At 59.5% G+C, this 14,186-nt stretch carries 16 protein-coding genes and 1 pseudogene; 10 read left to right on the forward strand and 7 right to left on the reverse strand.

Annotated features, from left to right (window positions below; all coding sequences use genetic code 11):
* Window positions 1-79: 79 nt before the first annotated feature.
* The 4 genes and pseudogenes from ACZCWR_RS28745 to ACZCWR_RS28760 all read right to left on the reverse strand — a co-directional run.
* Window positions 80-226, reverse strand: a pseudogene (locus tag ACZCWR_RS28745) (sigma factor); the annotation flags it as partial.
* Window positions 223-738: an anti-sigma factor gene (locus tag ACZCWR_RS28750; RefSeq protein ID WP_487305062.1), complete on the reverse strand. Its 516-nt coding sequence runs from the start codon at window positions 736-738 to the stop codon at window positions 223-225. The gene ACZCWR_RS28750 and the pseudogene ACZCWR_RS28745, both read right to left, overlap by 4 nt.
* A 114-nt stretch (window positions 739-852) precedes the next feature.
* The gene (locus ACZCWR_RS28755) at window positions 853-1,524 is read right to left on the reverse strand and encodes an O-methyltransferase (protein ID WP_487305063.1); all 672 of its coding nucleotides are present in this window, start codon (window positions 1,522-1,524) and stop codon (window positions 853-855) included.
* A 47-nt stretch (window positions 1,525-1,571) separates the two neighbouring features.
* Window positions 1,572-2,843, reverse strand: a complete 1,272-nt coding sequence (locus ACZCWR_RS28760) for a LysR family transcriptional regulator (RefSeq protein WP_487305064.1) — start codon at window positions 2,841-2,843, stop codon at window positions 1,572-1,574.
* 124 nt (window positions 2,844-2,967) lie between these two features.
* Between ACZCWR_RS28760 and ACZCWR_RS28765 the strand changes: the two genes are divergently transcribed.
* Window positions 2,968-3,474 (forward strand): universal stress protein, encoded by a 507-nt coding sequence (locus ACZCWR_RS28765; RefSeq protein WP_487305065.1) that lies wholly within the window; start codon window positions 2,968-2,970, stop codon window positions 3,472-3,474.
* Here ACZCWR_RS28765 and ACZCWR_RS28770 read toward each other — a convergent pair.
* Both ACZCWR_RS28770 and ACZCWR_RS28775 read right to left on the reverse strand, forming a co-directional pair.
* Entirely contained in the window at window positions 3,445-4,140 is a 696-nt protein-coding gene (locus tag ACZCWR_RS28770) for a GntR family transcriptional regulator (RefSeq protein ID WP_487305066.1), read from the reverse strand. The two genes, ACZCWR_RS28765 and ACZCWR_RS28770, sit on opposite strands and share 30 nt — an antisense overlap.
* Window positions 4,141-4,343: 203 nt before the next feature.
* Window positions 4,344-5,132, reverse strand: coding sequence for a glutaredoxin domain-containing protein (locus tag ACZCWR_RS28775; protein WP_487305067.1), 789 nt, complete (start codon window positions 5,130-5,132; stop codon window positions 4,344-4,346).
* A 141-nt stretch (window positions 5,133-5,273) separates the two neighbouring features.
* Here ACZCWR_RS28775 and ACZCWR_RS28780 point away from each other — a divergent pair, with 141 nt between their 5' ends.
* The 9 genes from ACZCWR_RS28780 (at window position 5,274) to ACZCWR_RS28820 (ending at window position 13,350) form a co-directional block, all read left to right on the forward strand.
* Window positions 5,274-6,161, forward strand: a complete 888-nt coding sequence (locus tag ACZCWR_RS28780; protein WP_487305068.1) for a LysR substrate-binding domain-containing protein — start codon at window positions 5,274-5,276, stop codon at window positions 6,159-6,161.
* A 19-nt stretch (window positions 6,162-6,180) separates the two neighbouring features.
* A complete protein-coding gene (locus tag ACZCWR_RS28785; protein ID WP_487305069.1) occupies window positions 6,181-6,879 on the forward strand; it encodes a GntR family transcriptional regulator in 699 nt (232 codons plus the stop codon).
* A gap of 154 nt (window positions 6,880-7,033) precedes the next feature.
* Window positions 7,034-8,032, forward strand: a complete 999-nt coding sequence (locus tag ACZCWR_RS28790) for an ABC transporter substrate-binding protein (RefSeq protein WP_487305070.1) — start codon at window positions 7,034-7,036, stop codon at window positions 8,030-8,032.
* 7 nt (window positions 8,033-8,039) lie between these two features.
* Entirely contained in the window at window positions 8,040-8,900 is an 861-nt protein-coding gene (locus ACZCWR_RS28795; RefSeq protein ID WP_487305071.1) for an ABC transporter ATP-binding protein, read from the forward strand.
* A complete protein-coding gene (locus ACZCWR_RS28800) occupies window positions 8,897-9,655 on the forward strand; it encodes an ABC transporter permease (protein WP_487305072.1) in 759 nt (252 codons plus the stop codon). Before ACZCWR_RS28795 ends, ACZCWR_RS28800 begins: the two co-directional genes overlap by 4 nt.
* On the forward strand, window positions 9,652-10,428 hold the full coding sequence (locus tag ACZCWR_RS28805) for an ABC transporter permease (RefSeq protein ID WP_487305073.1): 777 nt from the start codon (window positions 9,652-9,654) through the stop codon (window positions 10,426-10,428). The genes ACZCWR_RS28800 and ACZCWR_RS28805 overlap by 4 nt, the downstream gene beginning before the upstream one ends.
* A gap of 2 nt (window positions 10,429-10,430) precedes the next feature.
* Entirely contained in the window at window positions 10,431-11,837 is a 1,407-nt protein-coding gene (gene leuC, locus ACZCWR_RS28810; RefSeq protein WP_487305074.1) for a 3-isopropylmalate dehydratase large subunit, read from the forward strand.
* Entirely contained in the window at window positions 11,834-12,451 is a 618-nt protein-coding gene (leuD, locus tag ACZCWR_RS28815) for a 3-isopropylmalate dehydratase small subunit (RefSeq protein ID WP_487305075.1), read from the forward strand. The genes leuC and leuD overlap by 4 nt, the downstream gene beginning before the upstream one ends.
* 23 nt (window positions 12,452-12,474) lie before the next feature.
* On the forward strand, window positions 12,475-13,350 hold the full coding sequence (locus tag ACZCWR_RS28820) for an isocitrate lyase/PEP mutase family protein (protein ID WP_487305076.1): 876 nt from the start codon (window positions 12,475-12,477) through the stop codon (window positions 13,348-13,350).
* On the opposite strand, the gene ACZCWR_RS28825 is transcribed toward ACZCWR_RS28820, so the two are convergent.
* Window positions 13,347-14,186, reverse strand: coding sequence for a siderophore-interacting protein (locus tag ACZCWR_RS28825; RefSeq protein ID WP_487305077.1), 840 nt, complete (start codon window positions 14,184-14,186; stop codon window positions 13,347-13,349). The two genes, ACZCWR_RS28820 and ACZCWR_RS28825, sit on opposite strands and share 4 nt — an antisense overlap.

A 14,186-nucleotide genomic window follows, 5' to 3' on the forward strand; every position in this document is an offset into this window, starting at 1 on the left:
CGCCTTCAATGGGCCGATGAACCCGATCGACGAAGACTTCATGCATGATCGCGAACAGCCATGCGCGCAAATCAACGCCGTCCTTGAATGCCTTTGCGTTCGACATGGCACGTTCGATCGTATCCTGCACGAGATCGTCCGCGCGTTCGCGATGGTCGAGTAACGCGCGTGCATAACGTCGCAAGCGCGGGACGTGCTCCATGATTCGAGTGCGAAAGTCCATCATGGCAGGGTCAATGCATCGGCGGCGCGTATGAGGCCGCTTGTGTCCGCGTGTCCCGCGAGCACATAACGCCTGCCTTCTTTCGTCCAGCAAAGCAGACGCACGTTGCCGACGCGTTGCGCGGTCCAGTGCGGCGCGTCGGGGGCAAGCGGTGCGAATGCGGTCACGAGCGCGATCGCGTCGCCGTCCGCTGTGCGATAGTCGAATTCGTCGAGGCTGGAGACGACACTTACACGCCGCGTGCGTGCGCCCATCAATTCGTATCCGAGCGGCGTCAATGCCATGAAATGCGGATCGAGCGTGAGACGCTGCGCTGCATCGACCGAGTGCGGATGCGATGCCCTGGTCAGCGCCACGACCGCCGCGGCGTCGAGCGCGTCTTCATCGACGCTCAACGCTACAAGCGCCGCGAACGCGAGCGCGGCAAGCAGCGCGCTCGCCTTGACCGTGCGCCAACCTCGTGAGGAAGGTTTATAGCGAAGACCGCCGCTTCGCTCGGAGAGGGGCTGGTTCATGTTGGCGCATCGAAGGTTTCAGGGCTCACGAAGCGCTAACAGAATTGCGGGCTCTTTTATTCCATTAATGAAAGGATAAAAAATCTGAGGATTGACTCGATTCAATCCTTTGCCTCATTGATCTCCGACGATAGACAAGGAAAAACCGTCCCATCCCTTGCTGCCAACCGTTTGAATGGCTGTCGACGATACAGTCGCGTTCGCGGCGAGCAGGTCGAAGAACGCGCGCACGCCACGCACGTCCGGATCGTCGCTATTCGTTTCAGCGACATGGCCACGACGAATCACGTTGTCTCCGACGATCACCGTGCCGGGGCGGCTCAAAGCGAGCGTCAGGCGCAGATAGTCGGGATAGCTTTTCTTGTCGGCATCTAGAAAAATGAAATCGAAGGGCTCCACGCCTTCTTTCACGAATCTCTCCAGCGTTTCGGCAGCAGGCCCGACGACGACCGAAGCGACCTTCGATACGCCGGCACGCTCCAGATTCTCGCGCGCAACCGCCGCGTGATCCGGATTGGCTTCGAGCGATATCAATTCGCCGTTCTCGGGCAAGGCGCGGGCGAGCCAGATGGTGCTGTATCCGCCGAGCGTGCCGAGTTCGAGGATACGCCGGGCACCGCGCATTCTCGCCAGAAGGTAAAGGAGCTTGCCCTGATTGGGTGCGACATTGATAGCGGGCAGGCCGGCGGCATTGCTGGCTTCGAGCGTGGCTTCGAGCGCGTCATCGTTTGATTGAGTGCGGTCGCAAAGATAAGCGTCCATTGCTTTCCATTGCTGCTCGTTCATTGAATGTCCTTAAAGAGGCACGGTAGAACTAAAGATTAAACGATGCGTCAAGGCTGCAACAAAACGCCGCCTTCTTTCAATTGCCTTCGCAACGCGTGTCCGAGTTCATCGACTGTCAGGCGAATTGCATCGATCAGCGCGCGCGCGGCAGGCGATGGCGTGCTGCCCGCGCGCATCGTGAGGCCGATATCGCGCCTCGTGTTCTGCATGGCGATATCGAGGACCACGAGCTGACCTGACGCGCATTCGTAATGCAATTGCTGCGCGGACACGGCGGCAAGCATGTCGGTATGCGTCAGCAGTCCGCGAATCACGGCGAGGTCCGCCGTCTCGACTGTCGGCATGGGCGGCTTGAGTTTCCACTTCTTGAATTGCGATTCGAACATGCCCCGCGCAGGCGCATGACTTCGCGGCAAAACCCATTGCGCCGCGATCAATTCCTTGAGCGTGAGTCCTTTTAAAGCTGCAAGCGGATGATCGCCCCGCGCCAATACAACCATGTCTTCCGACATGAGACGCTCATTGGTCAGCCCGCTGGATGCATCGTTGTGGCGCAGTGCGCCCAGCACGAAGTCTATTTCCCCCGCGCGCAAGCCGGCGACAAGCGTTTCATAGGCACTTTCATCGGTGACGATGCGAACGCCCGGATATTGCACGGCCACACGGGCAATGGCGCCGGGCAGTATCAGCGTTCTACCAAGCGGTAAGGAGCCGACCGTGACATAACCTTGAATCGTGCCTCGCAAGGCCGCGAGATCGTCGGGGATATGCCTTAATTCGTTGAGCGCGCGACGCACATGCAAGAGAAAGGTCTCGCCTTCGCTCGTCAATAAAAGCCCGCGCGGGCTGCGATGAAACAACTGCATGCCCGCACCGGTTTCGATGATCCTGATGGCGCTGCTGACTGCGGGCTGACTTAGCCCCAAGGTCTGCGCGGCGCTTGGCATATGTCGATGACGCGCAAGCGCGGAGAACAATTGCAGCCGGCGCGTATTGAGCAGAAATGCGGGTAGCGTGGTGCCCGCTTGCGCCCGCCGGCGCGATTGACGCGCCGCGCACCATTGCCCGAGTTCTTCCAGTTCCGAAAAGATGCGCTCGCAGCGGAGCAATACCGCGCGGCCTGCAGGCGTGGGCAGCATGCCGGACGGGCGGCGCTCCAACAGCGTGTCACCGACCGCGGCTTCGAGTTCCTGCAAGGAACGCGTGACAGCGGATTGGGCGCGAAATAGCGCGGCGGCCGCGCGTGTCGCGCTGCCGGTCTGAGCAACCAGTCGAAAGGCGCGCAGATAGGCGAGGTTCAAGAGTTCTCGATCGTCCATGACCTTGTGCGCGAAAGCAGATTGAATCAGTTTAATTTATCGGCGCGCTCGCGCGTATGTCCTCACTAAGCGCTAATTTTTATCGCCGATGATGCTTCCATACGAACACCGGGGAGCGTCCATCATGTACAAGAACATCGTCATTGCCGTGGGGCCGAGCTTTAGTGAGGCCGCTTTGTCGGTTGCTATTGCCCGGGCGCGTGAAACGAATGCGCGTCTGACCGTGCTGCATGTGATCGACGAAACGCCGTGGTGGTCCGGGGCATTCGCGGAGTCATTGTGCGATACGCCCGCGCTCATGAATCAGCTTGCGCTCAGCATCCGAAAAAATAGCGAGAAGATGCTGCGCGAGGCGGGCATCGAAGCGCATTGGCAGCTTCGTTCTTCACCATGCGATGGCAATAGCGTGGCGCGCGTGATCGCCGATGTATCGAACGAACTCGAAGCGGATTTGATCGTGCTTGGCGCGCGCCGTCGCGGTTTGCTCGCGCTTGGGATTCAACGCGTGCGCAATGTCGTGTGTCGCCGTGCCTTTTGCGAAGTGCTGGTCGCCAAAGAAAGCGTGCGGCAAAGGGCAGAAGTCATTGCATTGCCATCCCGATCAGACATCCAATATCCTGAAGCGCTGTAACGCATCGATTTGAACGTCGAGATTATGAGCACGATGCTGACGGCAAAGCGACGACGCAAGCGCCGCTTCGCCTTGCTGCAAGGCGTCGATCATGGCGCGCAAGACACGCGTTTGGGAATCGTTAAAGGAAATGAGTTTGAGCGTGAGATCGCGCACGCGCCGCACTTGATCGTTGCAGTCGCTCACGAGTTGCATCAGTCGGGGGTTATTGCTCAACGCGACGATATGCGCGTAAAAGCTTTCGCAAGCGGCCGACCACGCGTCGCGATCATTGTTTGCGAACGCATGTTCCATTTGAATGCAGGATTTTTCGAGCGGCTTGAGTTCGCGCATGCCCGGCTTTCTTGATGCAATCACTGAAGCTGCCGTGCATTCAAGACTGGTTTGCACTTCGAAGACTTCGCGCAAGTCTGTCATCGAGATATTGCGCACTCGCATTCCATGGCGCGGAATGACTTGCACGAGATGCTCGTTCTGCAGACGAATAAGCGCTTCGCGAACCGGCGTGCGGCTCACGCCGAATAGCTGCACCAGCTCTTGTTCCAACATCTGCGTACCGGGTCGCAACGCGTTGCTTAGAATCTGCTCGCGAATTTTCTGGTAGACCGCATCGGTCGACTTTTCGCGCGGCTTGTCGATTGCTTCGGCGGTCCGGGCGTGAGCCATGATGGGCAATCCGGGAGAATGTCTTTCGTGCGTGGAATGCCAGCATTATAAGAGAAGAAATTGCCTGTATCGCTCAACGTATACGTTAGCGCGCGTTAGCGCTCGATAAAAGCGCTAAGAATAAAAAAAGCCGCCCCAAGGAAAGGGCGGCTGAAATGCAGGCTTGCTCGCGCCGTGCGAGCGCTCGGACCAGTACCGGGCGATCACTTGTCCCAGACTTCTTCCGGCAAGGGCAAGCCTCCGAGGTCGTCAGCGGTCAATGGACGATCCACCGCCACGCCGTCGCTTTCGAGCATCAGCATGACTTGCCGCGTATGTTGCGCACTGTGCCAGGCCGTTCTTTCAAGCACTTCATGCATGGAGCGGCGACCGTAATAAGTCGGCACGTCATATGACAGCGTGCGATCGCTTTCCTTGTCCCACCATTCGAGTAGCTTTTCGCGCACGCTTTCGCCCCAACGCGCGATATCTTCCGCGTACCAATCGGCGGGCGGCTGATCGTCAAAGCCTTCAAAGCGTAATTCAATCTGATGGGCAGCCTGCACGCCCATTTCGGCCACGCGGAAAACATGAAAGGAAAGTCCCGCTGGCGTGCGGTTGCGGTTGCGAAATGGCTGACGAAAATAGTCGCCCTTAAATTGCCGTGCATAGCGCGCATTCGATTCGAGTACGTGCGCGAGCTTCTTCACCAGTTGCTCGGGCGGCAAGGGCGGCGCTGCCGAAGTCTTGAGGTCCAGAAAGCGAATGACATCGTTGATCGACTGACAGAAGGTATATTTCTGGCCTAACGCGACAACCGGCACGCTGCGCGCGCCGAGTGCCGTCAAGGCGGCAAGGCCTTCGGGATCGTTATGGACATCGATGGATTCGAATTCTATGCCTTGACGCGTGAGAAATTCTTTCGTGCGCAGGCAGGACGAACATCCGGGCTGCCAGAACACGCGGATGCGCGTGGCCGTGTCGCTTGCTCGTTCCGGCGATTGAATGTCCATGTCTGCTCCTTTCCTCGATGTAAGCATTGTGCGGGCGAGCCGAGTGCCCGCATAGCAATGCTTCGTCATGCCGCCATCGTCTTTGGCGATGACGAGAAAAGTTTCAGTACACTGCGATCGTGCATGGCGAGAAATAAAATCATGAATTCACTCGATCCGCTTTCACTCAGACTCTTTATCGCCGTTGCGGAGGCGGGCACCATTGCCGCCGCGGCGGAGCGGGAACATATCGCGGCGGCGGCCGTCAGCCGGCGGATCAGCGAGATAGAAGATGCAGTGGGCGTGCCGCTTTTGCATCGCACGAATAAGGGTGTCGCGCCAACCGCGGCGGGTGAGCGATTGGCGGCTCTGGCGCATCGTGCGCTGCATCAATTCGACGATATAGCCGTGCAAATGCGCGACTTCGCGAGCGGCACGAGCGGTATCGTGCGCATGGCGGCGAATGTTTCTTCCATCGTGCAATTCTTGCCGCACGATATTCAGTCGTTCGCGGCTCAGCATCCGAATGTGCGTATTCAACTCGATGAGAAACCCAGTGCCCAAGTGGTGCGCGCGGTGGCCGATAACGCGGCGGACATTGGCGTGTTCACCTCGGTCCCGCATGGCTACGCGATCCAGACTATCCCTTATCGCAGCGACAATCTCGTGCTCGTGACGCCATCCGATCACCCTTTGGCGCAGGCGAAATCAATCTCTTTCGCCGATGCGCTCGATCATGAGTTCGTGGCGCTGCCATCCGACACCGCGATCAGCCAATGTTTGACGCGCGTCGCCAATGAGATTGCACGGGCCGTGCGGGTGCGCATTCAGGTCACGAGCTATGACGCGCAATGTCTGATGATCGCCGCGCATCTTGGTTTGGGTGTGATGCCGCTTGCCGTGGCTCGCCAGCATGCGCGCAATGCGGAGCTTGGCATCGTTGCCTTGACCGACACATGGGCCGAACGCGAATTGCTCATCGGTGTGCGTTCGCTCGATGCCTTGCCCGAAGCGTGCAGGAAACTCGTCACGCACTTGGCCAGCGTTTGATTAGTTCGAGGATCTTGTCATGAATACGCCACGCAAGACGCAATCGATTTCAAAGCCGGTCAAGGCCAATACAACGGAACTCGCTTACCGGGAATTGCGCCGCAGAATAATAGAAAGTGAATTGACGCCCGGCTCGAATCTCCTGGAACAGGAACTTGTGCTCTTGCTAGGCTTTTCGCGCACGCCCATTCGGGAAGCGGCCATTCGTCTACAAGGCGAGGGGCTTGTGCAGATCGTGCCGCGTCACGGCATCCGCATCGTGCCGACTTCGATTTCCGACATCAAGAACATCTATCAGGTATTGATCAGTCTCGAATCCACGGCGGCGAGCCTTGTCGCGGCGCGCAGGGATATCGACCTCGCGCCACTGGTGGAAGCCTGCGAGACGATGAGCGCCGCGCTCGAACGGGGCGACATGCTGAGCTGGGCAGCGGCTGACGAGGTCTTCCACGAAACATTGATTGCCTTGAGCGGCAATGCGCGGCTTGCGCGCGTGGTGATGAATTGCCGCGATCAGGTGCATCGCGTGCGGCGCTTCACGCAGATGGTCAAGCCGCATCCGCAGCCGCTCAAATCCATTCAGGAGCATTACGCGATCATCGATGCCATGCGTTGCGGCGATGCGGCAAAAGCAGATGAACTCTATCGCGCGCACCGCGAGCGTGGCTGGCGCGACCAGACCAACGTACTGCAGCAATACGGCATTCAGCAAGCCTAAGAACTGAAAAGCGCGGGTAAATCCGCTCTCGACTTGGCTGGACTTCGCGCGATTTAATGCATACATTAACTTGCACGGTTAATCGTCGGCTTAGGCGAAAAGCCGCGCGGCATAGAGTAAGTCAGACTAAAACACAAAGGTTGGAGACGCCTACATGCCTGAAGTACGACGATTCACTCGCAGCGTGTTTTCGAAATTTCTGATCGCCGCGTGTGCGGCGCTTGCTGTCGATGCAAGCGTGCATGCCGCGCCGCTCACCGTCACCCACTGGGGTGACGGCATGTACGGCGTGCCCTTTGCCGTCGCAATGGAGAAGGGCTTCTTCAAGGAAGCCGGCGTGGATGTGACGGGCTTCATCACATCGGAAGGCGGTGGCACGACCGTGCGAAATGCCATGGCCTCCGAAATACCTTATGGCGAAGTCGCGCTGCCTGCGGCCATTTCCGCGGTGAAGCAGGGCGTCGATCTGACTATCGTGCATGGCGGCGTGCAGAGTCTGGCCGACCTCGTATGGGTCGAACTCAAGGACGGCACGATCACCAATATCCAGCAGATGAAAGGCAAGACCATCGGCTATAGCAGTCCGAAGTCGACCACGGACACGGTCGTGACCATCGCACTCGATCGCGCGGGACTGACGGGTCAGGTGCAGCGCAAGCCGGTGGGAAGCTCTAGCGGCATGCTGACATCGCTTCAGCAGAAGGCGGTGGACGTGGCCTATATGACGGAGCCCTCGTATAGTGAAAAGAAGGATCAGTTGCGCATTGCGTTCCGTTCGTCGGATATCGTGCCGAACGAAACGCAGACGGTCGGCATCGTGCGCACGGATTACCTCAAGTCGCATCCGGAAGTCATCAAGGGCATTATCGCGGCGCGGCGCAAGGCTGTTCAGTACATCGCCGCGCATCGTGAGGAATCCGCACAAATTCTGGCGAAGCAGTACAAGATGGAACCGGCGGTCGCGTCATCGTCGATCAATAACGTGCTCAATGCAGACCCGAAATACTGGAGCGAAGGCAGCTTCGACCGCAAGAGCATGGACGAGGTGCTGAAGGGTCTCATTCTTGTCAAGGCGATTCCCGATGGTGCGTTCGACTGGTCGAAGATCGTCGACGAATCGCAGCTTCCCGCCGATCTCCAAACGAAGAAGTGAGGCCGCGATGAGCGTATTGCCGCGTCGTCCGAAGATTTCCGTTGTGTCGCGCGATGCCGCGCAGCAGGATGCCGGGCGCGTGCAGGCGCGTCTCACGGATGTCACGCGCATCTATCCCGGAACCGCTGGAAAAGAGCCTTTTCATGCGCTCGGGCCGGTTAGCCTCGAATTGCGCGCGGGCGAATTCTTTTCAGTGGTCGGGCCTTCGGGCTGCGGCAAATCCACCTTGCTGGACGTGTTGGCGGGCCTGAATCCCGCGAGCGGTGGCAGCGTGGAATTCGAAGGCAAGGCGGTCGGCAACGAAGTGCCCGATGGCGTGGCCGTGGTGTTTCAGGAGGACGCGAGCTTTCCATGGCTCAATGTATTCGATAACGCCGCGTTCGCCGCGCGCCGCGCTGGCGTGCCGGAAAACGAGGTGCGCGAGCGCGTGGATCACGCATTGTCTTTCATGGGCCTCAAGTCGTTTGCGCGCGCTTATCCGGCGCAACTCTCAGGCGGAATGCGGCAACGTGTGTGCATTGCACGCGCGATGGTAGTGCGCCCGCGTCTCATGTTGCTCGATGAACCGTTCGGCGCGCTCGATCAGCAAACGCGCCTGCTGATGGGCGACGAAACGCTCAAGCTCTGGCGCGACACGGGCGCGACCGTCATGCTCATCACCCATTCGATCGATGAAGCGGTGCTGCTGTCGGACCGTATCGGTGTGATGTCGGCGTGTCCGGGCCGCTTTATCGCCACGATCGAAACGGGATGGACGCGTCTGCGCGACAGCAAGATTGCGCTCGATCCACGCTTCGGAGAATTGACGGCCCAAGTGTGGGGCCTGTTACGCGACGAAGCGCTCAAGGCGCTCGGGAGTCAGTCATGAGCGTGGCCGCACGCTGGCGTATCGGACTCGTAGTAGGCCTGATCGTGTTGCTCGAGATCGCGGCGCGGCTGGCGTGGATCAATCCCGTATCGTTCATTCCACCCTCGCGCATGGCCATGAGTGCGTGGGATATTCTCACCTCGGGCCAGTACACGATCGATATCGTGCAGACGCTCGGCAGCGCGATGCTTGCCGTGGCACTTGCGGTCGTGGTGGGTTTCATCGGCGGCGTGCTGCTGTTCCGTTTGCCTCGTTTGCGACGCGTGCTCGATCCGCTGCTGCTGTCGTATTACGCGGTGCCTGTGTTCGTGCTGTATCCGATCCTGATCGTGATTCTCGGCCTGAATCGCTGGCCATTGGTCGGTATCGGCTTTCTGTTCGCTGTGGTCGCGATGGCGGTGAACACGCTCAACGGACTCGAACGTGTACCGCGCGTGCTGCTTCGCACCGCACGCGTCTGCCGGCTCGGCACGTTCGATGAAATCCGTCTGATTACCTTGCCCGCGAGCCTTCCGTTCGTCTTCACAGGCATCAAGCTCACCGTGGTGTATGCGTTTATCGCCGTGGTGGCCGGTGAGTTCGTGCTGTCCGGCTCGGGCTTCGGTTATCAGATCGCCTTCGCCTACAACGCATTCGACAATCCCACCATGTACGGTCTCATGCTGTTGATGCTGATCTTCGTCGGCACGGTGAACGGCTTGCTGCGCACGGCGGAAAGAAGGCTTTACAGGCGTATCAGAAGGGAGGCGGCATGAGCACCGTTATCGTCGCGCATACGGCGAGACCGCGACACACGCGGCGCTGGATGGATGCGCTGGTGCTGGTGATCGTCCTGGTCGCGTTATGGCAGGGTGCGAGTGAGTTGCTCGGACCGGACGTGCTGACATCGCCCGCACGCACCGTTCGGCGCGCGATTCGCATCGTAAGCGATCCTGATTTCCCCGCGAGCCTTTACGTTACGTCCGTGGCGTTCGCTTCTGCATTCGCGATTTCCGCCATCGCGGGCGTGTTGCTCGGCCTCGTGCTCGGCGCACGACGCATGGCCGGCGACGTGATGGAACCGCTCATGATGGGCTTCTATTCCATTCCCAAGGTCACACTCTATCCGGTTGTATTGCTCGCCTGCGGATTGGGTTTATGGGCCAAGATTGTTTTCGGCGTGATGCACGGCGTCGTGCCGATCACACTCTTCACGATGAATGCCGTGCGCAATATGCCGCCCATTTATGGACGCGCCGCACGCACGTATCGCATGCGCCCGGTTGATTTCGCGCGATATGTCCTGCTTCCCGCATGCGTGCCGGAAGTGGTGTCGGGCCTGCGCATCGGCTTCTCGCTGACCTTGCTCGGCACGCTTATCGGCGAGATGTTCGCGTCGCAAAGCGGCATCGGCCATTTGCTGATGATCGCAATGAATCGCAACGAGACCAGCACCATCATGGCGCTCGCGCTCATGCTGTTCGTCTTCGCAACGCTCGTCAACATGCTGTTTCTCGGCTGGCAGAAGCATCTCACGCATAGCGACTGAATATGAAAACGCTCTTCGACACGCTCTGGGACGATCACACCATCGCGCATTTGCCGGGCGGTGCGGATCTTTTGCAAGTGGACCGTCATCTGATGCACGAACTCACAGGCGTCGAAGCCGTGCGCGTGCTGGAGCGGCGCGGCCTGCAAGTGGATAGTCCGTCGCTGACATTCGCCACGCTCGATCATGTGATATCGACGGTGCCCGGGCGTGTTGCGGGCGATGCCGGCTGGAGCACCGAAATGGTCGATACGATGCGCGAGCAAATGTCGCAGCATACGATTCCCATCTTCGATATCGGCCATGATGGGCAACAGGGCATCGTGCATGTGATCGGTCCTGAACTGGGCTTGTCGTTGCCCGGTACGTCGATCGTCTGCGCGGACAGTCATACGTGCACGCATGGCGCAATGGGCGCGCTTGCATTCGGCATCGGTTCGACGGAAGTGGTGCATGTGCTCGCGACGCAAAGCATCCGGCAAAAGCGGCCTAAAACCATGCGCGTGACTTTCGATGGCACGTTGCGTCAAGGCGTGAGCGCGAAGGACATGATCCTTTATCTCATCGGCAAGATCGGCGCGGCGGGCGGCACGGGCTACGCAGTCGAATATGCGGGCGATGCAGTGCGCGCCCTGTCGATGGAAGGACGATTGACGCTCTGCAATCTCAGCATAGAGTTGGGCGCGAAGTTCGGCCTTGTCGCACCGGACCAGACCACCTTCGATTATCTGCGCGACAAACCCTATGCACCGAAGGGTACGAAATTCGATCAGGCCGTCGAAGACTGGAAAGCGCTCGCATCCGGTCCGAATGCACGATTCGACCGTGAAATAAGCATTAATGCAGCGGACATCCGCGTGCAGGTGACGTGGGGCACGAGTCCCGAGCACGTCATCGCGCTCGATGACACCGTGCCCGATCCCGCCGCGTTCGACGACGAATCGCGCCGTCTGGCCGCGCGTAATGCCATCGATTATATGGGCGTGCGCGCAGGGCAGCATCTCGATGAGTTGAAAGTGGACCGCGTGTTCATCGGCTCGTGCACGAACAGCCGTATCGAGGATTTGCGCACGGCCGCGCGTGTCGTCGATGGACATCATGTCGCGCACGATGTGAAAGCGTGGGTCGTGCCGGGATCGCTTACGGTCGCGCGGCAAGCACATGAGGAAGGGCTCGACGAGATATTTCGCGCGGCGGGTTTCGAATGGCGCGAACCGGGTTGCTCGATGTGCGTCGGCGCGAATGGTGACGTGGTAGGGCGCGGCGAGCGGTGCGTGTCCACATCGAATCGTAATTTCATTGGCAGACAAGGGCCGGGCGCGCGCACGCATCTGGCGAGTCCCGCAGTGGCGGCGGCCAGCGCGCTTGCCGGACATATCGCTGCGCCCGATGTGGAGACTCAAGGATGAAAGCCTTCACCACCATCGAAGGACCGGCCGCGCCGCTTCTACGCGACAACGTGGATACGGACCTCATCATTCGCATAGAACGCATCTCGCAACTCGTGCGCGGACAACTCGGGCCGTATTTGCTGGAAACGTTGCGCTATCGCGGCGAAGGACCGTCGAGCGGCGAGCGTGAAGATTTCGTGCTGAATCGGCCTGCGTTTTGGAAGGCATGCACGATACTCGGCGGAAAGAATTTCGGTTGCGGCAGTTCGCGCGAAATGGCCGTGTGGGCGCTTGAAGAGGCTGGCATTCGCTGCGTGATTGCGCCATCGTTCGGCGATATCTTTTACAACAACTGCCTGCAGAATGGGCTTCTTCCCATTCGACTTGATGATTCGGATATCGAACGAATCGCGCAAGCCGCGCAGGATGGCGCAAGCGTCACGGTGGATTTACGCGCACAAGAAATTCGCGCGCCCGGCATCGAGCCGATTGCTTTTGAATTCGACGCCGCACAACGCGATGCCTTGCTCGCCGGTCTCGACGAGATCGACCAGACGCGCCGCATGAACGACCAGATCACGAGCTATCGCGCCCGCGACCGCGCAGCGCGCGCATGGGCTTATTTCGATTGACTCAACCTTTCCGGAGATCCACCTTGACCCGTTCCGCACGCTTTCGCAAGTTGTTCAAAGAAGGGCCTTTTGTCTGCATGGGCGCGCACGATGCGCTGACCGCCATGCTCGCCGAGCAAGCGGGCGCGAAGGCATTGTATGTATCGGGATTCGTCGCATCGGGCGTGATCGCCGGTCAGCCGGATGTCGGCGTGCTCTCGCAAACGGAGATGTTCGAGCATATCCGCCGCATTTGCCGCGTGACGTCCGTGCCCATTTTCGCGGACGCGGACACGGGCTATGGCGGCATTCTCGACGTTCAGCGCACCATTCGTTTATGGGAAGAGGCAGGCGCGTCCGTGCTGCATCTGGAAGATCAGGCGCTGCCCAAGAAATGCGGCCACTACGCGGGCAAGCAACTCGTATCGAAAGAGGAGATGGTCCTCAAATTGCGCGCGATGATCGAGGCACGCACCGATCCCGATTTCTTTATCGTCGCGCGTACCGACGCCATTGCCGTGACCGGTATCGACGATGCCATCGCGCGGCTCGAAGCCTACGCGGAAGCGGGCGCGGACGGTCTTTACGCGGATGCACCCGAAAGCATCGAGCACATGCGCGAACTGACGCGGCGCCTTAAACCACTCGGCAAACCGATTCTTTTCAATCAGGCGCGCACCGGAAAAAGCCCTTACGTATCGATCAAAGAGGCCCACGAAATAGGCTTCGATTACACACTCGCGCCGATCGAATCGATGCTGGCCATGCACAAGGCCGTGAAAGACATCTTCGAAATCTTCATGCGCGAAGGCAGCACCGATGCGATCGCCGACAAGATGACCACGTTCGGCGACTACAACCGTTTCGTGGGTCTGGATGAGGCGGTCGGCATCGAAAAGCGCTTCGCGGACGCGTCTTAATCGTCGATGGTGCCATGCACGCCTTGCTCGCCGCGCTTCCAGTACGCGGATGCGCGGATACGCTTCTTGTCGATGCCGCGTTCGTCGCACAGCAATTGGCGCACGGCGCGCATGAGCGTGGCTTCACCCGCGGCCCATACGTAGCCTTCGCCATCGGGCACGAAGGTTTCGCGTAAGGCGAGCAGCAATGCAGCGCCGGGATGCTCGCTCACACTGCGATAGCGCCATTGCACATAGAGATCGGCGCGTGTATCGAATTCGATGCGTGCGGACGGGTCCGCAGCTTCGATCAACGCGGCCACGCGCGTGCCTTCCGGCAATTCTTCCAGCCGACGCGCGATGGCGGGCAGGGCGGTTTCATCGCCGATCAGGAGATGCCAGTCGAATTGCGTAGGAATCACGAATGAACCGCGTGGCCCGCCGATACCGAGATATTGACCGGGCGCGGCCTGCATGGCCCACTCAGTCGCGGGACCGGCTTCGTGCAGCGCGAATTCGAGATCGAGCTCGCGTGCTTCACGATCGAAACGGCGCGGCGTGAAATCACGCGCGACCGGACGCGGCTTCGAAGGATCGAACTCCGGACCTTTAGGCCCGGCCTGCGGCACGACGGGTTTCGTTTCACCCGGCGCGGGGAAAAACACCTTCACGTGATCGTCGAACGATGCGCTTTCGAAATCCGCGAGCGCGTCGCCCGCGAGCGTTATGCATACAAAATGCGGGTTCAGCGTCTGCACACGTATGACTTCAAGCAAGCGAAACTTCAACGCATGCCGCACGCGCGTGACTTCGAGCGCGGGACGGTCTTGCAAAGTTGCAGTGATTGAATCGTTCAT

The organism is Caballeronia sp. A2-2 (assembly GCF_057612605.2).